This window comes from Mesorhizobium sp. B1-1-5, assembly GCF_006443065.1.
Taxonomy (GTDB): Bacteria; Pseudomonadota; Alphaproteobacteria; order Rhizobiales; family Rhizobiaceae; genus Mesorhizobium.
In genome coordinates, this window is record NZ_VFWS01000049.1 from 11,858 (window position 1) to 35,217 (window position 23,360).

The following is a 23,360-nucleotide window of genomic DNA, read 5'->3' on the forward strand; positions in this document are numbered from 1 at the left end:
GAGTCCTATCTGAGCTTGAGGGTGGACAGACCGACCAGCGCCAGGATGACGGCAATGATCCAGAAGCGTATCACCACCTGGCTTTCGGTCCAGCCGAGCTTTTCGAAATGGTGATGGATCGGCGCCATCAGGAAGACGCGCTTGCCGGTCATCTTGAAATAGCCGACCTGGATGATGACCGACAGGATCTCGACCACGAACAGGCCGCCGACGATGACCAGCACGATCTCGTGCTTGGTGGCGACCGCGATGGTGCCGATCAGCCCGCCCATCGCCAGCGAGCCGGTGTCGCCCATGAAGATCGCGGCCGGCGGCGCGTTGAACCAGAGGAAGCCGAGGCCTGCGCCGATTACCGCGCCGAGCACGACGGCGAGCTCGCCGGTGCCGGGAACGAAATGGATCTGCAGATATTCGGCGAACACCGCGTTGCCCGACAGATAGGCGATGACGCCGAAGGACGCCGCCGCGATCATGATCGGCACGATCGCCAGGCCGTCGAGGCCGTCGGTCAGGTTCACCGCATTGCCGGCGCCAACAATGACGAAGCAGGAGAACGGCACGAAGAACCAGCCGAGGTTGATCAGGAATTCCTTGGCGAAGGGAAAGGTCAGCGACGACGAGAACGGCGCCTGGCCGTTATGCATGATCACCCAGGCCGCGATGGCGGCGATGATGAACTCGATCGCCAGGCGGGCCTTGCCGGAGAAGCCCAGATGCGACTGCTTGGTCACCTTGAGATAGTCGTCGTAGAAGCCGATCGAGCCGAAGCCGACGGTGACCAAGAGCACCACCCAGACATAGATGCTGGACAGGTTCGCCCATAAGAGCGACGAACCGATGATGCCGGACAGGATCATCAGCCCGCCCATGGTCGGCGTTCCGGCCTTCTTGAAATGCGTCTGCGGGCCGTCGGCGCGGATCGGCTGGCCCTTGCCTTGCCGCAGGCGCAGCGAATTGATGATCGTCGGCCCAAAGATGAAGACGATCAGCGCAGACGTGATCAGCGCGCCGCCTGTGCGAAAAGTGATGTAGCGGAAGACGTTGAAGAACGAGATCTTGTCCGCGAAATCGACGAGCAGTGTGAACATGGTCCTTCCGTCCCCCGGAGCCCGATCTAGGCCGGATTAATGTTTGTGGCTTCCGCCGGAAATTTGCCGAGCAACGCCTCGACCAGCTTTGAAAACCCGATGCCCTTCGACGACTTGACCATCACGACGTCGCCGGGCCTGAGCGCGGCGATCACGATCGGCTTCAGTTCCTCGGCGCTTGCCCGATATTCCGTCTGGATATCGGCCGACAAAACCTTGGCTAGCGCCTGCATTTCCGGCCCGCCGAGAAAGACGTTGCGCGTGCCCGTGCCGACGATCAGCTTGGCAAGCGCCGCGTGGAGATCTGCCGAATGGCTGCCGAGCTCCAGCATGTCGCCGAGCACGGCGATGCGCCGGCCCTCGCCTGAGACCGGCGTGGCGTTGAGCAGCGCCATGGCCGCCGCCATGGACGCCGGATTGGCGTTGTAGCTCTCGTCGATCAGCGTGATCGGCCCGTTGGGATGATGCAGGATATGGCGCCGGCCCCGCCCGCGCTCGGCCGAAAGATCTGCTAGCGCCGCCGCGACCTTGTCGAGGTCAGCGCCGACCAGCTGCGCGGCGCCCAGCACCGCCAGCACGTTCTGCACGATATGGCGGCCGGGCGCCCCGATACGGGCGGTCAGGTCCCTCTTGCCGATCTTGACGGCGATGTCGGAATGGTCGGCATGAAGCTCGCAGCCGACAAGGCGGAACGCCGAGCGGACATTTTCGCCGAAGCCGAAGACATGCTCGACGCCCGCCTGTTTCGCCATTTTGCCGAGCAGCTTCCAGCGTGGATCGTCGCGGTTGAGCAGCGCTGCGCCACCTGGCTCGATCCCCTCGAAAATCTCGGCCTTGGCCACGGCAATCTCGTCGAGATTCTTGAAGAAGCCGAGATGAGCGGCGGCAATGATCGTCACGATGGCGACATGCGGCCTGACCATCTTGACCAGCGGCCGGATCTCGCCCGGATGGTTCATGCCGACCTCGAAGATCGCATAGTCGCAGTCCTGCGGCATGCGCGCCAGCGTCAGCGGCACGCCCCAATGGTTGTTGAACGACTGCGCCGAAGCGTGCACCTTGCCAACCCCCGACAGCACATGGCGCAGCGCTTCCTTGGTGGTCGTCTTGCCGGCCGAGCCGGTGACCGCGATGATCCTCGCCTTCGATCGGGCGCGGGCCGCTACGCCGAGCTTCTCGAGGGCCGCGAGCACGTCCTGAACGACGATCATCGGCGCCGTCAGCCGACCGAGCGACGGCAACTTGCCCTCGGCGACGACCAGCACGGCCGCTCCGGCCTTGACCGCCGCGGTCGCGAAGTCATGCCCGTCCATCGCTTCGCCCTTGATGGCGAAGAAGGCGTTTCCCGGATCCAGGCTGCGGCTGTCGATCGAAATGCCGGTGATGCCCTCCGGCAGCGAGCCGATCGGCCTGCCGCCCATGGCTTCGACGAGCGCTTCCGAGGTCCACAGCAGGTTCATGCGGCGCGCTCCTTGAGCGCCTCACGCACTTCCTCGTGGTCGGAGAAGTGAAAGGTTTCGGTGCCGACTGTCTGGCCTTCCTCATGTCCCTTGCCGGCGACGATGAGGGTGTCGCCGGCGCGAAGCATCGCCACCGCCTCGTGGATCGCCTTGCGGCGGTCGCCGATCTCGATGGCGCCGGGCGCGGCGGCGAGGATCGCCGCGCGGATGGTCTCTGGCGCTTCGGTGCGCGGATTGTCGTCGGTGACGATGACGATATCGGCGAGCCGCGTCGCGATCTCGCCCATGATCGGCCTTTTTCCCCGGTCGCGGTCGCCGCCGCAACCGAACACCACGACGACGCGCCCCGTCGTGAAAGGCCGGACCGAGGTCAGCACATTCTCCAGCGCATCGGGCTTGTGGGCATAGTCGACATAAACGGGGGCGCCGGCCGCAGTGGCGCCGACGAGGTCGAGCCGGCCAGGCGCGCCCTTCAATTTCTCCAATGCCGCCAAGGCCTTGCCCGCGGGTGTTCCAGTCGCGATGGCAAGTCCGGCCGAGACCAGCGCATTGGCGATCTGGAAATCGCCGGCCAAAGGCAGGTCAACCTCGTGCAGCACGCCATCGGCCACAATTTCGGCGCGCTGGCGATGCCGCTCATGCTCGACCCGCTTCAGCGTCAGGAAATCGCCATGACGGCCGACGGTCAGCACTTCCAGCCCCGCCGCTTTCGCGGCTTTGATGGTCGGCTCCGACCACGGATCGTCGGCAAAGACGATCGCGGGCGCCCCCTTCGGCAGCAGCGTGTCGAACAGGCGCAGCTTGGCGAGGTGATAATCCTCCACCGTCGGATGGTAATCCATGTGGTCGCGGCCGAGATTGGTGAAAGCGCCTGCCGCCAGCTTCACGCCGTCGAGGCGGCGCTGATCGAGGCCGTGGCTCGAAGCTTCCATCGAGGCGTGGGTGACGCCCGCATCCGCCAGTTCCTTGAGCAATCGGTGCAGCGCCACTGGATCGGGCGTCGTCAGCGAGCCATATTCGTTGCGGCCGGGCGCCACCACGCCGGTCGTGCCGATCGAGGCGGCGGCAAAACCCGCCTGCTCCCAGATCTGGCGGGTGAAGGCGGCGACGGATGTCTTGCCGGCGGTGCCGGTGACGGCGACCATGGTCTGCGGCTGGCGTCCGAAGAAGCGCGCCGCGCTGAGCGCCAGCGCCAGGCGCGGATCATCGACGGCAAGGACCGGGATCGACAGGCTGGAGACGCTCACGCCTTTGCCGGTGACGATCGCAGCCGCGCCGCGGGCCGCGGCATCGGCGGCATAGGTCGAGCCGTCGGCCTTGCTGCCGGCGAGCGCGAAGAAGACGACGCCGGTCTTGACCGCGCGGGAATCGGAGGAAAGTCCGGTCACCTCCAGATCGGGGGAAGCTGTTCCCTCGACAGGCAGGATGCCGGCTAGATCTTTTAGATGCATTGAGTCCCGTTCACCGCAACAAAATAGCGCGCAGTTGCCGGCGCGCCCCAAGAATCACTGATAGGAAACCAGCGTTGCACCATTTTCATGGCTGAAATCTGGCTTCACGCCAAGCATGGCGGCCGCGCGTCTGATGATGTTGCCGGCCATGATCCCCGCATTGTTGGCGGCGACGTCGGTCATCCCGGGCTTTTCAGGATGCGGGGCGTCGGCGATCGTGAACACCAGATATTGCGGGTCGTCCATCGGGAAGGCGGCGACGAAGGTGTTGAAATTCAGGTCCTTGGAGTAGCGGCCGTTGATGACCTTCTCTGCCGTTCCGGTCTTGCCGCCAACGCGGTAACCGGGGACCCGGGCATTTCTGGCCGAGCCCTTCTCGGCGTTGAGCGTATAGAGGTAGCGCATGCCTTCGACCGTCTTGTCGCTGACCACTTTCTTGGCCACCGCCATTGCCTCCTGCTCGCTGCGCACCAGGAATGTCGGCTCGATCAGATAGCCCTGCATCAGCGCCGCGCAGCCGACGGCGGCCTGCAGGGGCGTCGTCGAGACGCCATGGCCGAAGGCGATGGTGAACGAGTTGACCTGTTTCCAGACCTTGGGTTCGGTCGGGCGGGCGACTTCCGGCAGTTCGGTCTGCATCCGGTCCAGAATGCCGAGGCGGTGCAGGAATTCGCGATGCCCCTCGATGCCGACCAGCTCAGCCTCCCTGGCCGACCCGATGTTGGACGAAAAGAGGAACACTTCCGGCAGCGACAGCACGCGGTTCTTGCCGTGGAAATCGTGGATGGCCTGATGGCCGACCCGGATCGGATGCGACGCGTCGAAGCGGCTGTTCATTGTCGCCTTGCCTGAATCGAGTGCCATGGCCGAGGTGAAGCTCTTGAAGGTCGAGCCCATCTCATAGAGCCCGGCCGACATGCGGTTCAGCCGATCCTTTTCCTGCGCATTATACGGATTGTTCGGATCGAAATCCGGCACCGAGGCCATGGCGATCACTTCGCCGGTCTTGATGTTCAACACGACGGCGCCGGCGCCGATGGCGCGATAGCGCTCCAGCCCGGCGGCGATCTCGTCGCGCACCACATGCTGGACGCGCAGATCGATCGAAAGCTTGACCGGCTTGAGATCCTTGGCCACGGCGAGCCCCGACGCCTGCAGGTCGCTCAGTCCCTGCTCGTCGATATACTTCTCCATGCCGGAGATGCCCTGGTTGTCGATGTTGGTGAGGCCGACGATATAGGACGAGGTCTCGCCGCTCGGATAGAAGCGGCGCTTTTCGGTGCGGAAGCCGAGGCCGGGGACGCCCAGCGCCAGGATGTCGGCCTGCTGCTTCGGCGTCAGCTGGCGCTGCAACCAGACGAAGCCGGCGCCGCTCTTGAGCTTGCGATAGGTCTGCTCGTAGTCGATCTCCGGCAGCACGGTCGACAATCTCTCGATCGCTTCGTCGGCGTCGACGATGCGGCGCGGCTCGGCAAACAGCGATGCCGTCTTGATGTCGGTCGCCAGCACCTCGCCGTTGCGATCGACGATATCCGGACGCGATGCAGTGACCCGGTTCTCCGGGCCGCCGGAAAGATCGGGGTTCTGCAGGCCGAGATAGACGAGCCTGCCGGCGATGGTCGAATAGATGGTGAAGAACACCGCCATGGTCATCACGATGCGCGTCTTTGCCTTGCCGCCAGTCGCCTTGCGTGCCGCATCGACGACGATCGAGCCGTCCTCCGCCTGCCTCTTCCGGCGCGTCAGCAGGCCGCCGATCCTTGGAAGACCGATCATTGAACGGTGCTCCCGGTGACCACTGGATCCTTGCCGTCCGAGGGCTCCTTGCCCGAACTGTCGGCCATGCCGCCAAGCCGCTGCGAGGAGAGGTCTTCGATGGTCACGGGTTTCACGGGAATGTCGTCGAGCCCGCCGATCTGGTGCGCGTTGACCGGTTCGAGCCCGAGCTGGCTCTTATAGACGTCGGCAAGCTTCTGCAGCCGCGACGGCTGGGTGAGCAGGCTCCAGTCCGCCTTGAGGAGATCGATCGTCTCTTCCTCGTAGTGGATCTGCGCCTGGATCTTCTGCACCGCCGCCTGTTGCTCTTCGGCTTCGCGCTTCGTCTTGTAGGTCAGGGCGGCGGCCGAGACCATCACGGCGATCAGGACTATATCGCTGGTACGAAACACGTGCTCACCTCTCTCCCGGCCGCTCGACGGCGGGAAGCTTTGGAAGGCCGAAAATCGAAAAATCGCCGGCGCGCGCCGGCGCCTCGGTGCGGATCGCCGCGCGCAGCCTGGCCGAGCGCGCCCGCGGGTTGGCGCCTAGCTCGGCCTCTCCCGGCGTCACGCCGCCGCCGGCCTTGCGGAAGGTCGCGACGCGCAGGGGCGCATCGGGCAAATGCCGCGAGCCGCTGGCCGCCTCGGAGCGGTCGGCGATGAAGCGCTTGACGATGCGGTCTTCCAGCGAATGGAACGTCACCACGGCGAGCCGTCCGCCGGGTTTCAGCGCCCGCTCGGCGGCCAGCAGCGCCCTTGCGAGTTCGCCAAGCTCGTCATTGACGAAGATGCGCAGCGCCTGGAAGACGCGTGTCGCCGGATGGATCTTGTCCTTCGGCCCTCTTCCGATATGGGTTTCGATGGCGTCGGCGAGATCGAGCGTGCGCTCGAAGGGCTTCTTCTCGCGCCGGCTCTCGATCATGCGCGCGATGCGGCCGGCATGGCGCTCCTCGCCGAGAAAGCCGAAGATGCGGGCAAGGTCGCCCGCCTTGAAGGTGTTGACGACGTCAGCGGCGGAGAGACCCGCCTGCGCCATGCGCATGTCGAGCGGCCCGTCGGCGCGAAAGGAAAAGCCCCGCTCCGCCTGGTCGAGTTGCATCGAGGAAACGCCGATGTCGAGCACCACGCCGTCGGCGCCCTCGACGTGCTCGTCCAGCGTCGAGAACGGCGCCTGGACAAGCCTCAGCCTGCCGCCGGCCCGTCGTTCGAGCGCCCTGCCTGCCGCGATCGCGTCCGGGTCGCGGTCGATGGCGATGACGGAGGCGCCGCGATCGAGGATGGCGCTGGTGTAGCCGCCGGCGCCGAATGTCCCGTCGACGATCGTCTCGCCGGCCTTTGGCGCAAGCGCGTCGATCACCTCGGCAAGGAGGACCGGAATGTGACGGGCCGGTCCGCCAACGGCGTGAGGGTCATCGCCGTGGCCAGCCATCATTCCGATCGCTCCCCGGGCTTCGTCCCCTGCCGAAGCTGCAAAAGCCTGGCCCGCGCCTGCGCCCCATAGGCGGCAAGCCGCCCCGGCTCCCAGATCTGAAAGAAATTGCCGCGACCGACAAAGGCCACCTCGTTCGAGATGCCCGTATGCTCGCGGATGAAATCGGTCATGGTGATGCGGCCGTCCTGGTCGAGCTTCAGAAATGTCCCGTCGCCATGGCAAAAGAACGACATGTCGTCCGCCGTCTGCAGAAAGGGGTCCTCCAGCGCGATCCGCTGCTCGTAGCGGTCGAGCAGGTCGAGCCCACCGACATCCATGGCCGGCAGATCCAGGCAGCGCAGCGCGTAGAGTTCCGAATAGCCGCGTTTCTGCACCACGGCACGAAAATGCGCCGGAACAGACACCCGCCCCTTCGCATCGATCCTGCTCACCGTGTTTGACAGAAACCGGTCCAATAAACGCTACAGCCGCCGTTGCCGCTGCCCCCCTCATGTTGTTCTCCGCGCCCCTGCCGCATTTGCGGCAAATCGCTTCATTCACCGGGGCGAAAACCGACAAACGCGCAGCCGCCGCGGCTGCCCGATTGGCGTACGCTTCACCCTGACGCGGAACGAAAGCTTGATTTAAATGGGATATCATGGGGCGCTATGGGCGTCAACGGGAACAGGCATCACAAACACGCGCGCCACAACCAGAAAGCGCAGGCTGAAGGCACGTCTCGTCTTTATCGTCTATTAAGCCTAACGAAGCGTTTAGAGCCCTCTGGCCCAAAAAGACGCAGCTTGCCGCGCACAGCCGGCGCGCATAGCGTCGGTTGAAGTTTTCTGCCCAAAGGATCGAGCCAATGTCCGACACTGCGAAGTCACGCGCCGCGACACTTGCCCATTTGCGTAGCGCCGATTTTGCCAAGGGCGATCCCATCCCCTTGCCGCTGACCATGGCCTCGATCTTCCACGCGCCGGGCGACGCGACGGGTTTCGATCAATACGGCCGCTTCAGCAATCCGACCTGGCATGCAGTCGAGCATGCGCTCGGCCATCTGGAAGAGGCGCAATGCATTATTTTTCCGTCGGGAATGGCGGCGATTTCCGCGGCTTTGTTCGCGCTCGTCAAATCGGGCGACCGCATCCTCTTGCCGTCGGACGGCTATCACACGACACGGGCGCTGGCTGAGCGTTTCCTGAAACCGCTCGGCGTCGCCTATGATGTGCGGCCGACGGCAAGCATGCTCGACGGCGGTTTCGCCGGCTATCGGGCGGTTTTCGTCGAAAGTCCGTCGAACCCGCGACTGGACATTTGCGACATCGCCGCCGTCGCCAAGGCAGTCCATGCGCAAGGCGGAACCCTGATCGTCGACAACACGACGATGACGCCCTTCGGCCAGCGCCCGCTCGATCTTGACGCCGACATCGTGGTCTCGGCCGACACCAAGGCGATCAATGGCCATTCGGACGTTCTCTTCGGCCATGTCGCCAGTCGCGATTCCGACATTGTCGCCAAGGTGAAGGATTGGCGCGAGACGGCCGGCGGCATCCCCGGTCCGTTCGAAGCATGGCTGGTACATCGCGGCCTCGAAACGCTGGAAGTGCGCTTCGACCGCATGTGCTCGTCGGCTGAAACCATCGCACAGCGGCTGAAGGGTCACCGCGCCGTCAGCGGCCTGCGCTTTCCCGGGCTCGAGGGCGATGCCTCGCACAATCTTGCGCGCGCCCAGATGGAGCGCTTCGGCTTCCTGATTTCGTTCGAACTGGCCTCCGAAGAACAGGCCGAGGCGTTCATCGACGGTTGCGCGCTGATCGAATCGGCAACGTCCTTTGGCGGCGTGCATACGTCGGCCGAGCGGCGCTCGAAACGCGGCGACGCCGTTCCGCCGGGCTTCGTTCGCCTGGCCATCGGCTGCGAGCCGGTCGAGGAACTCTGGCAGGCGATTGAGGCGTCCCTGGACAAGATCGGCGCATAGTCCGCCAACTATATCAGATCGTCAGCCTCGATTTTGCGCCGGCCGTGCAGCACGCGGAGGATTTCGATCGCATCCTCTCCAACGCGGTAAAACGTTAGATACTCGCCAACGATGAGATGGCGAATGCCCGGTGTAATATCGTCGCGTAAGGGGCCAGATGACGGATAGATGGCGAGTTGCTGCCAACGGTGTTCGATGCGATCGAGCAGTCGGTCCGCTGCGGCTTCGCTATCACGCGCAACATACTGCCAAATCGCGATCAAATCCTCTTCGGCGTCCGAGGTTCGAACGATGCGCAACAAGTGTCATACCGCTCCGCCAGACCGATATCTCCGGCGTGCCTCAGCTTTGATCTCCTCCATGGACACGAACCGGCCAGGCCCGCTGTCGATCCCCTGCTGCACCAGTTTCCGCAGCTCTTCGACGCTGTATCCAAGCAAGTCGCGCCGCTCCTTCCATTGCCTGAGCGCATCGCGGATCACCTCGCTGGCCGAGGCGTATTCGCCAGCCGCGACGACATCGTCGACCGCGGCCGCCAGTTCCGGTGAAAGCGTGATACTCCGTTTATCAATCTGGCCCATGACGCACTCCTGCTCTTCCGTATGGTACGATTTAATCGCACCAGCTTCAAGGATAGGTTTGACCACGCCGCGGAAGCTGTCTTGCGGAATGCTTGAATCGGAAGATTCGCCTGTCGGCGTAACCCCCTGATCCCGTTCAGCTATCGCTACGAGAAAAATGCCAGCTGGCCTGTAAGCCGGGTTCTGTATGGCCCTCGCCTCGCGGCGAGAACGTGGCGGCCATTCATCTTGGGCGCATGTTGCCACGCGCCTCACGCAACCTACCCGGACGGTGGGCCGGAAACAGCCCTCGAAGGTTTCCCCTCGCACCGCCCCTATTCGGTTTTGCTCCCGGTGGGGTTTGCCCTGCCGCTTCTGTTGCCAGTCGCGCGGTGGGCTCTTACCCCACCCTTTCACCCTTGCCGTAGCCGAAGCCGCGGCGGTTTGCTTTCTGTGGCACTTTCCCTGGGGTCGCCCCCGCCGGCCGTTAGCCGGCACCGTGTCTCCATGGAGCCCGGACTTTCCTCACCCGCAACCTTTCGGCACGCGCGGGCGCGGCCGCCCGGCCAGCTGACAAGGGCGTATAAAGGGATTCCCGCCTGAAAACGCAAACGAAAAAGCTGTTGCCGTCGCTCAAATGCGCAGCGGTTTGGGACAACGACGTGCTGAAAGAGATACGCGTCGCCCAAATCCACTTCGGCGGACGAGCTTAGGCCGGCGAGCCCAGCGCTGCCATCTGCACCTTCACTTTGCTGCAATAGGCGGCCGAAATCGGATTCATCCGCGTCGCGCCGTGACCGGCATTGTATTTCAGGATCGTGCCGCAGGTGGTGCCGCCGCCGAGACCCTGCGCCATCGCGAGGTACTTCATGCCGTATTTGATATTGGTATCGGGATCGAACAGCCCCTTGGCCGAACCGGTGTAACCCATCATGCGCGCCGTGGCCGGCTTGATCTGCATCAGGCCGATCTCGCCGGCGCTGCCGACCAGGTTCGGCCGGTAGTTGCTTTCGATCTTGATAACGGCCTTGGCCAGGGACACCGGCACGCCGTAGCTCGCGGCATAGCGGGCAATGATCGACGAATACTGGCCGCCGCTGGGCGCGGCCGGTGTCGCCAGAGCGATTTTGCCCGTGGGGATCGAGGCTGTCGTGGTGAGATCGATCGTCTTTCTGCCGCGCTTGCCGCGCTTGGCGCGCTTGGCCGTCGATTTCGCCGCCCTGGTCGCGGCGGCCTTCTGCACCTTAGCCGGAGCTCTCTTGATCTTTGGCGCTTTGCTCGCTGGGGCAGCCTTGGTCGTAGGGGCGGCGGCGAGGCCATTGTCTGCCCTGAGGCTTAAGGGGGCGCTGTTTGCCGGACTGAAGGCAAAGCTTATTACTCCGGCAGCAACGGCTGCCGCTACAACGGTCAATTTCTGCATGTAATCCTGTTCTGTTAGAACCGCGCGAAGAACTTCACGCAGTTGTGTCAATTCAACATCGGAGCATCAGGGGGCTAGACGTCCAACAACTTGCGGGAGAGGCATTTGGCGGCGGAATTGGCGGCAATGAAGGCGGCGCAATTCACTTTACATAACAGGTTGTAATTTAATGGCCTTATCGCGACTATTTGGTAGAGGCTGCCGTGACGGAAGTCAGGAGCCTCTGCAGCGTGCGGATCGTCGAATTGTCGGCCACGCCATCCACCAGCCGCCGCCGGAAATGCCGCTGGAACGCCGCAACCGCGATTTCCGTCTGTAGGTCGTAAATACCCGATATCTCAATACCATAGCCATAGAGCGCCAGCATCGACTGCAGCGCCTCGACATCGGAGCCGGTGTCGCCGACCTTCAACGCGGCGCCCGGTTTTATCGGCGCCGCCGGTACGAGGTGACCGATACCGGCCGCGAACAGCGCCTTCCACGGAAATTTTTCGCCCGGATCGACCTTGCGGCCCGGCGCCACGTCCGAATGGGCAAGCACCCTTGTCGCGGGGATGGAATAACGGCCCACGATGCCCCCGCACAAATCGATCACGGCATCGATCTGCCGCCTCGGGAAGGCTTTGTAGCCCAGTGAATGCCCGGGATTGACGATTTCGATGCCGACCGAGCAGGAGTTCACGTCGGTGCGTCCGAGCCAGGAGCTCTTGCCGGCATGCCAGGCGCGGTCGCTCTCGCGCACCATCTGGACGACGCGGCCGTCCTCATGAACAAGATAGTGCGAGGACACTTCGCTTGCCGGATCGCACAGCCACGCCTCGGCGCCGGCGCCGGTTGCCATGCCGGTATAGTGCAGCACGATCATGTCGGGCCGCAGCGTCTCGCGGCGCGGACCGAAATTCGGCGACACCCGGACCTCGGCACCTGGCTGGTCGGGCAGGAAACCGCTCATGCGTGCCTGAGGCCCCGCTCGATCATCTCATACGCGGCATTGATCGCCGCGACCCTGGTCGTGGCGATCTTGATGAATTCCTGCGGCAGGCCGCGTGCGATCAACCTATCGGGGTGATTGTCCGAGATCAGCTTGCGGTAGCGCTTCCTGATTTCCTCGAACGGCTTGCCGCGCTCGATGCCCAGTACGACGTAAGGATCGGCGGCGCCGAGATTCACGTGCCGCGACAGGATCGTCTCGTAATGCGCCTCATCGATCCGGAAAATCTCCGCGATCCGATGCAGGAACTGCCCTTCCCGCTCATGGATCAGGCCGTCAGCCTTGGCGATATGGAATAGGCCGTCGAGTATGTCTTCCAGCATCATGCAGTTGGCGTGGCCGGAACCGCAGAGTTGCGCCATGCGCCGGGCGTAGGTCTCGAACCCGGCGACGTCCTGCTTGGCGATGTCGTAAAGCCGCGCCACGTTGCGCGTCTCGCTCGGCGGCACCTCGAAGATTTCCTGGAAGGCGCGCACCTCGTCCTGCGTGACGATGCCGTCGGCCTTGGCCATCTTGGCCGAGAGCGCGATCATCGCCACCGAAAAGGCAACGCGCCGGCGCAAGTCCGGATCGCCGGAAAACACGGTGCGCACAGCTTCAACGACGTCCGCGACGCCCGTGGACGCCGACGACGAAACACGAGCGATGAAGTCGCCAAGGCGGTCCCAAATCGACATGTCGGCTTCATAGTGCGAACCGGGCGGTTCTATCAAGCCGGGACGATGCCGCAGTTGACCGGCGATGCGTGGGATCGACGGCGCAAAAAGAAGGCCGGCAGTGCCGGCCTTCTTCGATATTGTGGGACGGCCCTTACTGCGCAGGCGCGGTAGGAGCCGGTTTTGTTGCCGGAGCCGGTTCAGCAGGCTTCGAAGCGTCGGGCGAAGCCGGTTTCATCGGCTGTTCGTTGGCCGGCGGATTGGTGCTCTGGGTGGTGGTGTTGTCAGTGCCGGTGCCACTGTTGCTGCAAGCCGCGACCCCCAGCAGGGCGAGCGCCGAAACAGACGCCAGAATGAGCTTCTTCATGCTATCTCTCCTTCAACAGACGCTCACATTTCGGTGAGCGGTCGCAGGGGAAATGCATCAGCCAGCTGCCGGTTTCGTAACGTTGCATTTCCACGTGTAACATCAACTTGCGATTGCTGGCGCCGAAATCCCGAACTAACACAACATACGCCCAAAGAGATTATGGATAAGCAGAATGCCGGCAGCCGTGGGGACTGGGAAATGGGACTTTTGGATCGACCGCGGCGGCACCTTCACCGACATCATCGGCCGTGATCCGCAAGGCCGGCTGCACCCCCGAAAGCTTCTGTCCGAAAATCCCGAGGCGTATGCGGATGCCGCCATCCAAGGCATCCGCGACCTGTTGGGTTTGAAAGCCGGCGTCGCCATTTCCGCCGAAGCGATAGGCGACGTCAAAATGGGCACGACCGTTGCCACCAATGCGCTGCTCGAGCGCAAGGGCGACCGCGTCCTGCTGCTCATCACCAAGGGGTTCCGCGACGCTTTGCGCATCGCCTATCAGGCAAGGCCGGATATCTTCGCCAAGGAGATCATCCTGCCGGAGCAGCTCTACGAGCGGGTGATCGAGGTCAATGAACGCGTGCGCGCCGACGGCTGCGTCGAGCGCCTGCTCGACATCGCGGCCTGCCGCCCAGCGATCGAGCAGGCGAAGGCCGACGGCATCGACGCGGTCGCCATTGTCTTCATGCACGCCTGGAAATACCCGGACCACGAAAAGGCCGTGGCGAAAGTCTGCCGCAAGATCGGCTTCAGCCAGATCTCGGTCTCTCATGAGGTCTCTCCGCTCATCAAGCTGGTCGGCCGCGGCGACACCACCGTGGTCGACGCCTATCTGTCGCCGATCCTGTCGCGCTATGTGCAGCGGGTGGCCGGCGAACTGGGCACCGGACCGCGCCTGATGTTCATGATGTCGTCGGGCGGCCTCACCGCCGCCGACATGTTCCAGGGCAAGGACGCGCTGCTTTCGGGACCGGCGGGTGGCGTCGTCGGCATGGTCGAGACGGCGAAGCTCGCCGGCTTCGAAAAGGTCATCGGCTTCGATATGGGTGGCACCTCGACCGACGTCGCCCACTATGACGGCGAATATGAGCGCGCCTTCGACACCGAGGTCGCCGGCGTGCGCATCCGCGCGCCGATGATGCGCATCCATACCGTCGCCGCCGGCGGCGGCTCGATCCTGCACTATGAGGCGGGCCGCTTCCGCGTCGGCCCGGATTCCGCCGGCGCCAATCCCGGGCCTGCCGCCTACCGGCGCGGCGGCCCGCTTGCCGTCACCGATGCCAATGTCATGCTCGGCAAATTGCAGCCCGATTTCTTTCCGGCGATTTTCGGCGCGGGCCAAGACCAAACGCTCGACATCGGCACGGTTGGCGAAAAATTTGCGGCGCTGGCCGCCGAAATCGGCGACGGCCGGACGCCCGAGGCGGTCGCCGAAGGCTTTGTCACCATCGCCGTCGAGAACATGGCCAACGCCATCAAGAAGATCTCGGTGCAGCGCGGCTATGACGTCACCGAATATCTTTTGAACTGTTTTGGCGGCGCCGGCGGCCAGCACGCCTGCCTGGTCGCCGATGCGCTCGGCATGGAAGCGGTGCTCATCCATCCCTTCTCCGGCCTTCTCTCGGCTTACGGCATCGGCCTCTCGTCGGTCTTCGCCTCGCGCCAACAGGGTCTGCTGCAGCCGCTTGCCGAAGAATCCCGCGCGGCGATCGAGGCGCTCATCGCGGCGCTGCGCGGCGACGTCATTGCCGAGTTCGGCGAGCAAGGCATCGCCGGGGACGCGGTTTCAACGAGGCCTGTCCTGCATATCCGCTATGACGGCACCGATACGGCGCTGCCGGTGAATTTCGAGCATGGCTCGATCTTCCGCGCCAGAAGCGATTTCGAGGCCGCGCACAAGGCGCAGTTCGGTTTCGTCTATGACGATAAGCCGATCGTCGTCGAGACCGTCGCCGTCGAAGGCATGGAAGCCGCCCGACAGGACAAGGCTGAAGCTCCAGCACCCGCCGGACCGGCAGGAATTGACGCCAAACCTTTGGAAAGCCGGCGCATCTACACCGAAGGCCGCTGGCACGAGGCCGGCGTCTATCGCCGCGAAGGCCTGCGGCCGTCCCACACGGTCGCCGGGCCCGCGCTGATCATCGAGCCGAACCAGACCATCGTCGTCGAGCCAGGCTGGCGCGCCGAAATCACCGGTCTCAATCACGTCGTGATACGCCGGACAGAAAGAAAGGCGCGTGCCGCGGCACTCGGCACCGAGGCGGATCCGGTGATGCTGGAGGTCTTCAACAACCTCTTCATGTCGATCGCCGAGCAGATGGGCGTGACGCTGCAGAACACCGCCTATTCGGTCAACATCAAGGAACGGCTCGACTTCTCCTGCGCCGTGTTCGACCGCCATGGCGCTTTGGTCGCCAATGCGCCGCATATGCCGGTGCATCTGGGCTCCATGGACCGTTCGGTGGAAACAATCATCCGCCTGAACTCCGGCGATATCCATCCCGGCGACGTCTTCGCGCTCAATGCGCCCTATAATGGCGGCACGCATTTGCCCGACATCACCGTGGTGACGCCGGTGTTTGACGACGCCCGCAAGGAAATCCTGTTCTGGGTGGCCTCGCGCGGCCACCACGCCGATGTCGGCGGCACCGCGCCGGGCTCGATGACGCCGCTTGCGACAACGGTCGACGAGGAGGGCGTGCTGTTCGACAATTTCCGCATCGTCGATCGCGGCCGCTTCCGCGAGATGGAGCTGGAGACGCTACTGACCGACCATCCTTATCCGGCACGCAATCCCGTCCAGAACATCGCCGACTTGAAGGCGCAGATCGCCGCCAACGAAAAGGGTGTGGCGGAGCTGCGCAAGATGGTCGCGCATTTCGGGCTCGATGTGGTCGAAGCCTATATGGGCCACGTGCAGGACAATGCCGCCGAGAGCGTGCGCCGCGTGATCGAGCGACTTCCCGACAGCGCGGCTTACGAATACCCGACCGACACCGGCCAGGTGATCAGGGTGAAGATCACCGTCGATCGGCAAAAGCGCGAGGCGACCGTCGATTTCACCGGCACGTCGCCTGTCATGAAGAACAACTTCAACGCGCCGGAGCCGGTCGCTCGTGCCGCGGTGCTCTATGCCTTCCGCGTCATGGTCGAGGACATGATCCCGATGAACGCCGGCTGCCTGAGGCCGATCAACATCGTTATTCCGGATGGTTGCATGCTCAAGCCGTCCTATCCCGCCGCCGTCGTCGCCGGCAATGTCGAGACCTCGCAGCATGTCACCAACGCGCTGTTCGGCGCGATGGGCGCGATGGCCAACGCCCAAGGCACCATGAACAATCTCACCTTCGGCAACAAGAAATATCAGTATTACGAGACGATCTGCTCCGGTTCGCCGGCCGGCCGGATGAATTCCGGGCGCGGCTTCGCCGGCACCTCCGGCGTCCATACCCATATGACCAATTCGCGCCTTACCGACCCTGAGGTGCTGGAACTGCGCTTCCCCGTCGTGCTGGAAGACTTCCATATCCGCGAGGGTTCCGGCGGCAAGGGCAAGTGGAATGCCGGCGACGGCACCAGGCGTACGATCCGCTTCCTCGAAAGGATGGAATGCGCGATCCTGTCCTCGCACCGCAATCGCCCGCCCCAGGGCCTCGACGGCGGCGGTGACGGCGAGGCGGGCTCGACCAGGGTCAGGCGCAATGACGGCTGGGTCGACGTCCTGAAGGCTTGCGACCAGACCACGCTCGACGCCGGCGAGGCCGTCATCGTCACCACGCCGACGCCGGGAGCGTTCGGCAAAGTGTAGCAATTGGCGCCAACCTGCCGTCAACAGGCTGTCACCTGCCTGTCATGCCGCTGCGCTACCCGCTTGCGCCAAAGCAAACGGGGAATCACCTTTCGATGTCGGACGTATCCGGAGAACTCGTTTATCGTCGAGGCAAGGAAGTCGGAAAGGCCGTCTACCAGAACCGGGCATTGTCGAAGGACGGCATTTCCGAGCGGCTCTTCGCCTTCCTGTTCTCCGGCCTCGTCTATCCGCAGATCTGGGAAGATCCCGATGTCGACATGGAGGCCATGCAGCTCGGCGCCGGCCATCGCGTCGTCACGATCGCCTCGGGCGGCTGCAACATCCTGGCTTACCTGACCCGCACGCCGGCCCGGATCGAGGCCGTCGATCTCAATGCCGCGCATGTCGCGCTGAACCGCATGAAGCTGGAAGCGGTGCGCCACCTGCCGTCGCAGGGCGACCTGTTCCGCTTCTTCGGCGCCGCCGGCACGAGCCACAATTCCGATGCCTATGATCGCTTCATCGCGCCGCATCTCGATCCGGTCAGCCGCCATTACTGGGAGCGCCGCAACTGGCGCGGCCGCCGCCGCATCTCGGTTTTCGACCGCAACTTCTACCAGACCGGCCTGCTCGGTCTCTTCATCGCCATGGGCCATCGCGTCGCAAAACTGTTCGGCGTCGATCCCGCCGGCATCATGAAGGCCGGAAACATCGGCGAGCAGCGCCGCTTCTTCGACGAGGAACTGGCACCGGTCTTCGACAAGAAGCTGCTGCGCTGGGCGACCTCGCGCAAGGCTTCGCTGTTCGGCCTCGGCATCCCGCCGGCACAGTATGACTCGCTGATCACCTCCGGCGACGGCTCGATGGCGAGCGTGCTCAAGGCGCGCCTTGAAAAGCTCGCCTGCGATTTCCCGCTCAAGAACAACTATTTCGCCTGGCAGGCCTTTGCCCGCCGCTACCCGCAACCTGGCGAGGCGGCGCTGCCTGCCTATCTGGAAGAGCGCAATTACAAGACGATCCGCGACAACATCGATCGCGTCGCCATCCACCACGCCAACCTGATCAAGTTCCTGGGCGCCAAGGACGCCGGCACCGTCGACCGCTTCGTCCTGCTCGACGCGCAGGACTGGATGACCGACGACCTGCTCAATGCGCTGTGGACCGAGATCACCCGCACGGCCTCGGCCGGCGCCCGCGTCATCTTCCGCACCGCGGCCGAACCGAGCCTCCTGCCCGGCCGTGTCTCCAGCTCGCTGCTCGACCAGTGGACCTACGAGGCCGACGCCTCGCGCGAATTCTCGGCAAAAGACCGCTCGGCGATCTATGGCGGCTTCCATCTCTATGTGAAGCGGGCAGCATGAGCACGACGGAGCTGCCGGCCGGCCATGCCGAACTGATGGACGGCGTCTACCGCTGGCAGCGCCATATCTATGATCTGACCCGCAAATATTACCTGCTCGGCCGCGACCGGCTGATCGACGGATTGGACGTGCCGCAAGGCGGCACCGTGCTGGAGCTCGGCTGCGGCACCGGCCGCAACATCGCGCTTGCCGCCCGCCGCTATCCGGATGCGCGCTTCTTCGGTTTGGACATCTCGGCCGAGATGCTGGAGACGGCTAGCGCGGCCATTGCTCGCGAAGGCCTCGCCGCCAAGGTCAGCCTGGCGCGTGGCGACGCAACCGACTTCGATGCCAGGGCGCTCTTCGGCATCGCACAGTTCGACCGCGTGTTCGTGTCCTATTCCCTGTCGATGATCCCCAGCTGGGAAAAGACGGTTTCGGCCGCGCTCGCCGCGCTTGCGCCCGGCGGCTCGTTGCATGTCGTCGACTTCGGCCAGCAGGAAGGCCTGCCGCGCTGGTTCCGCGCCCTGCTGCGTGGCTGGCTGCGGAAATTCCATGTCGCGCCGCGCGCCTCGCTTCGCGACGTGCTTGAATCGGAATCGCAGCGCACCGGCGCAACCTTCCGTTTCAGAACGCTTTATCGCGGCTATGCCTGGCTGGCCATAGTCAAGATCGCCCACTGAATTTTGCAATTTGACGCCTGTGGCTGTAGCGAACGCAATCAACTGCGTAAACAAGCAATGGCGATTGGTTTTCCGCTGGGATGGCGGCCGGGGTGAGGCGTCGGACATCTACTTGGACGACCACAGCTATAAGTGAGGTGAGACATGTTGATGACCGCACGCAAGCCCGCAACGGTTGGCGAAATCCTCGCGGAGGAGTTCATGCACCCGCTTGGCTTGACGCAAGCCGCTCTGGCCAAGGCAATGGGCGTCCCGCGCAAGCATGTGAACGAATTGTGCAACGATCGCCGCAGCATTACCGCGGCGACCGCGCTCATATTGGCGCGGGTGTTCGGCAACAGCCCGGATTTCTGGCTGAACGTCCAGCGCCGCAGCGATCTTTGGCAAGTCATGAACTCGCCTGACGAGCGGGCGCGCGTGGATCGCGCCAAGCCTTTGCCGACCGCCGCATAGAGGCCGGCGATTGACCGCCACGCCTCTAATGGAGCGCCTGCGCCAGCGCGCTGACCATCGCTTGTGGACGATAACCAAGCTTGGCCGGCGTCAATCCAAGCCGCACCACCACCAACTGCTCGGACGGAATGATCGCAGCCGTCTGTCCGTCATGGCCCTCCATCCAGTAGGTGTCCTTGGGCAGACCTGCAGCGACGCCTGCGCCGGGATTTTCCTCATCGCCCGGCCCCTCGATCCAGACCTGGCCCTTGCCGTACACCTTTGAGGCCGGTGCGGCCTCGCGCATCCAGTCGACGAAACCGGCAGGCAGGATCTGGTTTCCGTTCCAGGCGCCGCCCTGCAGAAGGAACTGGCCGAAGCGCGCCCAGTCATGCGCCGTGGCATAGAGATAGGACGAGCCGACGAACGTGCCTTGCTCGTCGGTCTCGAGCACCGCGCTATGCATGCCGAGCGGCTCGAACAGCGCCGTGCGCGGCCATGCCAGCGCCTTCGCCTTGTCGCCGATCGCATCTTGCCATAGCCGCGACAGCATCACCGCCGTGCCGCTCGAATAGGAAAACACTTTTCCCACCTCGCCGGTCAGCGGTTGAGCCTCGGCGAAGCCTGCCATGTCCGGCTCGAGATAAAGCATGCGCGTCACGTCGGCGACGTCGCCATAATCCTCGTTGAACGCCAGCCCGCTCGACATCGCCATCATGTCGGCAAGGCTGATGGCGGCGCGGCCGTCGGCCTTCCACGGTGCGAAGAGCCCCTTGTTATCGAGCGCCAGCTTGCCGTCCTTGACCAGAGTGCCGACGATCGCGGCATTCACCGTCTTGGTCATCGACCAGCCAAGCAGCGGCGTCTTGGCCGAAAAGCCCTCGCCATAGCGCTCCGCGACGACCCGGCCGTTCTTCACCACCACGATGGCGCGCATGCCGGTGCCGGCCATCGCGGCATCGTCGACGATCTTCGCGACCTCGGGATTCTGCGAAGCATCGACCCGCTCGCCATCGGGCCAGAGCGCGTCGGGTTGCGCCGCGGCCGGCGGCGGGGCGCGCAGCGACGTCTGCCTTGCCTTGCCGGTGTCGCCATCGGCAACCGACGCGCAGCCGACGCCGTCGCGCTCGACCGCGACACTCTTGCCGAAAACCCAAAGCAGGCCGGCCGAAACCAGTCCCCGCTCCTTGTCAACGGAGACCTTCATCAGCTTGAGCAGCGGATGGCCTGGTGCCTGCACATCGACGGCCAAGACCTCTTTGGCGTCGCGGCCGGCGATGAAGACATTCGAGCAGACGATCTTGGCCGAATAGCCGGAGCCGACGCGGATCAACTCCGGCGGCGCGAAATAGAGCCATGCCAAGAGCGCGACCACCGCCAGGATCACAAGCCCAAGCAGCCATTTGATCAACTTCACGACAGCCCGCATCTTCCCCGCCTTTTGGATTCGCCGGCATGATTTATGTCATCGATTTGCCGCCATTGCTTCCGCAAAATCGCCGGCATCGTCGAGCGCCGTCAATGGATTATCAACCATGTTCGGCGATCAAATGATTCCATGTCGCCCAAAAGTGCGCAGCGGTTTTGGGACAACGATTTGGAAGACGGAATAAATCGGGACGGTCCTGTGGGGCGATCGTCCGGAGGGGGGCCTGCGAAAGCGACCACCATCAATGAAGGACCCATCAGCGGCCGGCTGATCCCGGCTCGGGGAAGATCATGCGCCGTCTTGCGGCCATCCTGATGCTTACGCTGCTGGGCGCCTGCTCGACCGTGGAGGACCTCTCACCATTGTCGCCGTCGTCGCCGGCGGTTGCCGTGCGCGCGCCCAAATTCGAGGACTCCAAGCCGCATGAGTGGGACAGCGGCGCGCCATGGACCTACGCCATCCACGGCACGGACGTCTCCAAATACCAGAGCTCGATCGACTGGCCGACGGCCAGGGCCAGCGGCATCTCCTTTGCCTTCATCAAGGCGACGGAGGGCGGCGATCGTTTCGACGACTATTTCAACGAGCACTGGGCGCGTACAAGAGCGGCCGGCGTCCCGCGCGCGGCCTATCATTTCTTCTACTTCTGCACGCCGGCCGAAACCCAGGCGCGCTGGTTCATCGCCAATGTCCCGAGAGACCCGTCGGCAATGCCGCCTGTGCTCGACATGGAATGGAACCCGAACTCGCCGACCTGCAGGCTGCGCCCCGACCCCACCACGGTGCGCAGCGAGATGACCGTCTTCCTGCAAATGGTCGAGCGCTATTATGGCAAGAAGCCGATCATCTACACCTCGCTCGACTTCTTCGACGACAACCAGCTGGCGACCTTCCGCGGCTATCCCTATTGGCTGCGCTCGGTCGCCGGCCACCCGCGCGAGAAATACGGCAGCCATCCCTTCACCTTCTGGCAGTACACCGGCACCGGTATCGTGCCCGGCATGACCGGCAAATCCGACATCAACGTCTTCAACGGCTCGGAAGCCGCCTGGAAGAAGTGGCTGCGGCAGAACACCCGTTGACATCGGCCGCCGCGCCTGCTTTTCGACACGGCGGGCGGCGAAACATGCAACCGCTGGTAATCTGGAGCGGCGTACTCGTGCGAGTGCCTGGCAAGACTCCTGAGCTTTGAAATCCTCGCATGCGCCCGTCCGATCCCGTCCGGGGTCGCGATCGGGTCATGCGCAGGTCTCGAAAGGAAAGCGATGCGATTGCGCGTTGAAATCCTGGCGGCGCTCTTCGTCGGCGCGCTTGCGCTGCCCGCGGCGGCGCAGGAATGCGGCGGCGATTTCGAGGCCTGGAAACAGGGCGTCGCGGCAGAAGCCAAGGCGGCCGGCGTCGGCGCCGTCGGGCTCGACGCGCTGGAGGACGCCGCCATCGACCAGCGGGCATTGGCGCGCGACCGCGCCCAGGGCGTCTTCACCCAGACTTTCACCGAATTTTCCAGCCGCATGATTTCGGCCTACCGCCTGAAGCAGGGTGCGGCCAACCTGAAGAAATATGCCGAAATCTTCGACCGCGCCGACAAGGAGTTCGGCGTCCAGCCGGCGATCATCGCGGCTTTCTGGGGGTTGGAAACCGACTTCGGCGCCGTCCAGGGCGACTTCCACACCCTCGATGCGCTGGTGACGCTTTCGCATGATTGCCGCCGTCCTCAGCTGTTTCGGCAGCAATTGGTGCCGCTGCTTACCTTGATCGACCGCGGCGTGCTGCCGGCCGACGTCAAAGGCGCCTGGGCTGGTGAGATCGGCCAAACGCAGATCCTGCCGACCGACTATCTGGCGCGCGGCGTCGACGGCGACGGCGACGGCAAGGTCGATCTGAGGAACAGCGTGCCGGACGTCATCATGACCACGGCCGACAAGATCATGTCGCGCGGCTGGAAGCGCGACCAGCCTTGGGTCCAGGAAGTGCGCGTCCCCGACGAGCTGCCATGGGACCAGACCGGCCGCACCAACAAATTGCCGCTGTCGCAATGGGCGCAATGGGGCGTCACCGAACCCAACGGCAACCCGCTCATCGACAATGGTCTCAAGGCTGGCCTGGCGCTGCCGATGGGCCGCAAGGGTCCCGCCTTCCTGACCTATGACAATTTCGACGTCTATCTGGAATGGAACCAGTCCTTCACCTACGCGCTGACGGCGGCAGTGCTTGCGACCCGCCTTGCCGGCGCGCCGCAATTCGATCCGCGCACGCCCGAGCAAGGCCTGAGCGGCGACCAGATGAAGGCGCTGCAGACCAAGCTCGAGGCCAAGGGTTACGACGTCGGCACCGTCGACGGCATCCTCGGCACCAACACGCGCGAGGCGGTCCGCAAGGAGCAGATGCGGCTTGGCCTGCCGGTCGACGGTTGGCCGACGCCCGAGCTTTTGGCGAAGCTGTAGCGCCCTTTCCCTTCTCCCCTTGTGGGCTAGCGTGCGCACACATTTGCTTCGGGTTGATTTTGCGATGCCAGAAGGAAGCCGTCTAGGATGGCGTTGAAGC

Annotated in this window: 21 protein-coding genes, 1 other RNA gene and 1 pseudogene; 8 read left to right on the forward strand and 15 right to left on the reverse strand. The window is 64.1% G+C overall.

Features of this window, described 5'->3' with window-relative positions; translation table 11 throughout:
• Positions 1–5 precede the first annotated feature (5 nt).
• Genes mraY through mraZ form a run of 7 tightly spaced genes read right to left on the reverse strand, consistent with a single transcriptional unit; the run spans position 6 to position 7,643 of the window.
• Positions 6–1,088 carry a phospho-N-acetylmuramoyl-pentapeptide-transferase gene (mraY, locus tag FJ980_RS16415; protein WP_140544456.1) on the reverse strand — a complete coding sequence of 361 codons (1,083 nt, stop codon included), beginning with the start codon at positions 1,086–1,088 and terminating at the stop codon, positions 6–8.
• A gap of 26 nt (positions 1,089–1,114) precedes the next feature.
• Positions 1,115–2,548, reverse strand: coding sequence for a UDP-N-acetylmuramoylalanyl-D-glutamyl-2,6-diaminopimelate--D-alanyl-D-alanine ligase (locus tag FJ980_RS16420; protein ID WP_140544458.1), 1,434 nt, complete (start codon positions 2,546–2,548; stop codon positions 1,115–1,117).
• Positions 2,545–3,999 carry a UDP-N-acetylmuramoyl-L-alanyl-D-glutamate--2,6-diaminopimelate ligase gene (locus tag FJ980_RS16425; protein ID WP_140544460.1) on the reverse strand — a complete coding sequence of 485 codons (1,455 nt, stop codon included), beginning with the start codon at positions 3,997–3,999 and terminating at the stop codon, positions 2,545–2,547. The genes FJ980_RS16420 and FJ980_RS16425 overlap by 4 nt, the downstream gene beginning before the upstream one ends.
• Before the next feature lie 54 nt (positions 4,000–4,053).
• The gene (locus tag FJ980_RS16430) at positions 4,054–5,775 is read right to left on the reverse strand and encodes a penicillin-binding protein 2 (protein WP_140544462.1); all 1,722 of its coding nucleotides are present in this window, start codon (positions 5,773–5,775) and stop codon (positions 4,054–4,056) included.
• Positions 5,772–6,167 carry a hypothetical protein gene (locus FJ980_RS16435; RefSeq protein WP_140544464.1) on the reverse strand — a complete coding sequence of 132 codons (396 nt, stop codon included), beginning with the start codon at positions 6,165–6,167 and terminating at the stop codon, positions 5,772–5,774. The genes FJ980_RS16430 and FJ980_RS16435 overlap by 4 nt, the downstream gene beginning before the upstream one ends.
• Positions 6,168–6,171: 4 nt before the next feature.
• The gene (rsmH, locus tag FJ980_RS16440) at positions 6,172–7,188 is read right to left on the reverse strand and encodes a 16S rRNA (cytosine(1402)-N(4))-methyltransferase RsmH (protein WP_140544466.1); all 1,017 of its coding nucleotides are present in this window, start codon (positions 7,186–7,188) and stop codon (positions 6,172–6,174) included.
• Positions 7,185–7,643, reverse strand: a complete 459-nt coding sequence (gene mraZ, locus FJ980_RS16445; protein ID WP_140544468.1) for a division/cell wall cluster transcriptional repressor MraZ — start codon at positions 7,641–7,643, stop codon at positions 7,185–7,187. Before mraZ ends, rsmH begins: the two co-directional genes overlap by 4 nt.
• A 389-nt stretch (positions 7,644–8,032) precedes the next feature.
• Between mraZ and FJ980_RS16450 the strand changes: the two genes are divergently transcribed.
• Positions 8,033–9,148, forward strand: coding sequence for a cystathionine gamma-lyase (locus FJ980_RS16450; protein WP_140544470.1), 1,116 nt, complete (start codon positions 8,033–8,035; stop codon positions 9,146–9,148).
• 8 nt (positions 9,149–9,156) lie between these two features.
• Here FJ980_RS16450 and FJ980_RS16455 read toward each other — a convergent pair whose 3' ends face one another.
• The 7 genes from FJ980_RS16455 to FJ980_RS16485 all read right to left on the reverse strand — a co-directional run bounded on the left by FJ980_RS16455 (position 9,157) and on the right by FJ980_RS16485 (position 13,142).
• Positions 9,157–9,450 (reverse strand): type II toxin-antitoxin system RelE/ParE family toxin, encoded by a 294-nt coding sequence (locus FJ980_RS16455; RefSeq protein WP_140544472.1) that lies wholly within the window; start codon positions 9,448–9,450, stop codon positions 9,157–9,159.
• 3 nt (positions 9,451–9,453) lie between these two features.
• Positions 9,454–9,729, reverse strand: coding sequence for a type II toxin-antitoxin system ParD family antitoxin (locus tag FJ980_RS16460; protein WP_140544474.1), 276 nt, complete (start codon positions 9,727–9,729; stop codon positions 9,454–9,456).
• Between the two features lie 156 nt (positions 9,730–9,885).
• Positions 9,886–10,282: RNase P RNA component class A (rnpB, locus tag FJ980_RS16465), an RNA gene on the reverse strand.
• 135 nt (positions 10,283–10,417) lie between these two features.
• A complete protein-coding gene (locus FJ980_RS16470) occupies positions 10,418–11,128 on the reverse strand; it encodes a transglycosylase SLT domain-containing protein (protein ID WP_140544476.1) in 711 nt (236 codons plus the stop codon).
• A 184-nt stretch (positions 11,129–11,312) separates the two neighbouring features.
• Complete coding sequence (locus tag FJ980_RS16475) at positions 11,313–12,080, reverse strand: N-acetylmuramoyl-L-alanine amidase (RefSeq protein ID WP_140544478.1); 768 nt, start codon at positions 12,078–12,080, stop codon at positions 11,313–11,315.
• The gene (locus tag FJ980_RS16480) at positions 12,077–12,796 is read right to left on the reverse strand and encodes a DnaJ family molecular chaperone (protein ID WP_140544480.1); all 720 of its coding nucleotides are present in this window, start codon (positions 12,794–12,796) and stop codon (positions 12,077–12,079) included. The genes FJ980_RS16475 and FJ980_RS16480 overlap by 4 nt, the downstream gene beginning before the upstream one ends.
• Before the next feature lie 133 nt (positions 12,797–12,929).
• A complete protein-coding gene (locus FJ980_RS16485) occupies positions 12,930–13,142 on the reverse strand; it encodes a hypothetical protein (RefSeq protein WP_140544482.1) in 213 nt (70 codons plus the stop codon).
• 175 nt (positions 13,143–13,317) lie between these two features.
• On the opposite strand from FJ980_RS16485, the gene FJ980_RS16490 reads away from it, so the two are divergent.
• The 5 genes and pseudogenes from FJ980_RS16490 (at position 13,318) to FJ980_RS16510 (ending at position 19,408) form a co-directional block, all read left to right on the forward strand.
• Positions 13,318–16,950, forward strand: a complete 3,633-nt coding sequence (locus FJ980_RS16490) for a hydantoinase B/oxoprolinase family protein (protein WP_140544484.1) — start codon at positions 13,318–13,320, stop codon at positions 16,948–16,950.
• 44 nt (positions 16,951–16,994) lie between these two features.
• Positions 16,995–18,293 (forward strand): DUF3419 family protein, encoded by a 1,299-nt coding sequence (locus FJ980_RS16495; RefSeq protein WP_140544486.1) that lies wholly within the window; start codon positions 16,995–16,997, stop codon positions 18,291–18,293.
• On the forward strand, positions 18,290–18,955 hold the full coding sequence (locus tag FJ980_RS16500) for a class I SAM-dependent methyltransferase (protein WP_140544488.1): 666 nt from the start codon (positions 18,290–18,292) through the stop codon (positions 18,953–18,955). Before FJ980_RS16495 ends, FJ980_RS16500 begins: the two co-directional genes overlap by 4 nt.
• Before the next feature lie 46 nt (positions 18,956–19,001).
• A pseudogene (locus FJ980_RS16505) lies at positions 19,002–19,091 on the forward strand (type II toxin-antitoxin system RelE/ParE family toxin); the annotation flags it as partial.
• Between the two features lie 8 nt (positions 19,092–19,099).
• Complete coding sequence (locus tag FJ980_RS16510; RefSeq protein ID WP_140544490.1) at positions 19,100–19,408, forward strand: HigA family addiction module antitoxin; 309 nt, start codon at positions 19,100–19,102, stop codon at positions 19,406–19,408.
• Between the two features lie 25 nt (positions 19,409–19,433).
• Here FJ980_RS16510 and FJ980_RS16515 read toward each other — a convergent pair whose 3' ends face one another.
• Positions 19,434–20,816 carry a serine hydrolase gene (locus FJ980_RS16515; protein WP_140544492.1) on the reverse strand — a complete coding sequence of 461 codons (1,383 nt, stop codon included), beginning with the start codon at positions 20,814–20,816 and terminating at the stop codon, positions 19,434–19,436.
• A 290-nt stretch (positions 20,817–21,106) separates the two neighbouring features.
• Here FJ980_RS16515 and FJ980_RS16520 point away from each other — a divergent pair, with 290 nt between their 5' ends.
• Complete coding sequence (locus FJ980_RS16520) at positions 21,107–21,898, forward strand: GH25 family lysozyme (RefSeq protein ID WP_140544494.1); 792 nt, start codon at positions 21,107–21,109, stop codon at positions 21,896–21,898.
• A 183-nt stretch (positions 21,899–22,081) separates the two neighbouring features.
• Positions 22,082–23,260, forward strand: a complete 1,179-nt coding sequence (locus FJ980_RS16525) for a lytic murein transglycosylase (protein ID WP_140544496.1) — start codon at positions 22,082–22,084, stop codon at positions 23,258–23,260.
• Positions 23,261–23,360 lie beyond the last annotated feature (100 nt).

What these genes read in the sequence shown, in the direction of transcription:
- mraY (WP_140544456.1), bottom strand. Translation starts at nt 1,088, where the DNA reads ATGTTCACACTGCTCGTCGATTTCGCGGACAAGATCTCGTTCTTCAAC.
- FJ980_RS16420 (WP_140544458.1), bottom strand. Translation starts at nt 2,548, where the DNA reads ATGAACCTGCTGTGGACCTCGGAAGCGCTCGTCGAAGCCATGGGCGGC.
- FJ980_RS16425 (WP_140544460.1), bottom strand. Translation starts at nt 3,999, where the DNA reads ATGCATCTAAAAGATCTAGCCGGCATCCTGCCTGTCGAGGGAACAGCT.
- FJ980_RS16430 (WP_140544462.1), bottom strand. Translation starts at nt 5,775, where the DNA reads ATGATCGGTCTTCCAAGGATCGGCGGCCTGCTGACGCGCCGGAAGAGG.
- rsmH (WP_140544466.1), bottom strand. Translation starts at nt 7,188, where the DNA reads ATGATGGCTGGCCACGGCGATGACCCTCACGCCGTTGGCGGACCGGCC.
- FJ980_RS16450 (WP_140544470.1), top strand. Translation starts at nt 8,033, where the DNA reads ATGTCCGACACTGCGAAGTCACGCGCCGCGACACTTGCCCATTTGCGT.
- FJ980_RS16460 (WP_140544474.1), bottom strand. Translation starts at nt 9,729, where the DNA reads ATGGGCCAGATTGATAAACGGAGTATCACGCTTTCACCGGAACTGGCG.
- FJ980_RS16470 (WP_140544476.1), bottom strand. Translation starts at nt 11,128, where the DNA reads ATGCAGAAATTGACCGTTGTAGCGGCAGCCGTTGCTGCCGGAGTAATA.
- FJ980_RS16475 (WP_140544478.1), bottom strand. Translation starts at nt 12,080, where the DNA reads ATGAGCGGTTTCCTGCCCGACCAGCCAGGTGCCGAGGTCCGGGTGTCG.
- FJ980_RS16480 (WP_140544480.1), bottom strand. Translation starts at nt 12,796, where the DNA reads ATGTCGATTTGGGACCGCCTTGGCGACTTCATCGCTCGTGTTTCGTCG.
- FJ980_RS16485 (WP_140544482.1), bottom strand. Translation starts at nt 13,142, where the DNA reads ATGAAGAAGCTCATTCTGGCGTCTGTTTCGGCGCTCGCCCTGCTGGGG.
- FJ980_RS16490 (WP_140544484.1), top strand. Translation starts at nt 13,318, where the DNA reads ATGCCGGCAGCCGTGGGGACTGGGAAATGGGACTTTTGGATCGACCGC.
- FJ980_RS16495 (WP_140544486.1), top strand. Translation starts at nt 16,995, where the DNA reads ATGCCGCTGCGCTACCCGCTTGCGCCAAAGCAAACGGGGAATCACCTT.
- FJ980_RS16500 (WP_140544488.1), top strand. Translation starts at nt 18,290, where the DNA reads ATGAGCACGACGGAGCTGCCGGCCGGCCATGCCGAACTGATGGACGGC.
- FJ980_RS16510 (WP_140544490.1), top strand. Translation starts at nt 19,100, where the DNA reads ATGTTGATGACCGCACGCAAGCCCGCAACGGTTGGCGAAATCCTCGCG.
- FJ980_RS16515 (WP_140544492.1), bottom strand. Translation starts at nt 20,816, where the DNA reads ATGCGGGCTGTCGTGAAGTTGATCAAATGGCTGCTTGGGCTTGTGATC.
- FJ980_RS16520 (WP_140544494.1), top strand. Translation starts at nt 21,107, where the DNA reads ATGCGCCGTCTTGCGGCCATCCTGATGCTTACGCTGCTGGGCGCCTGC.
- FJ980_RS16525 (WP_140544496.1), top strand. Translation starts at nt 22,082, where the DNA reads ATGCGATTGCGCGTTGAAATCCTGGCGGCGCTCTTCGTCGGCGCGCTT.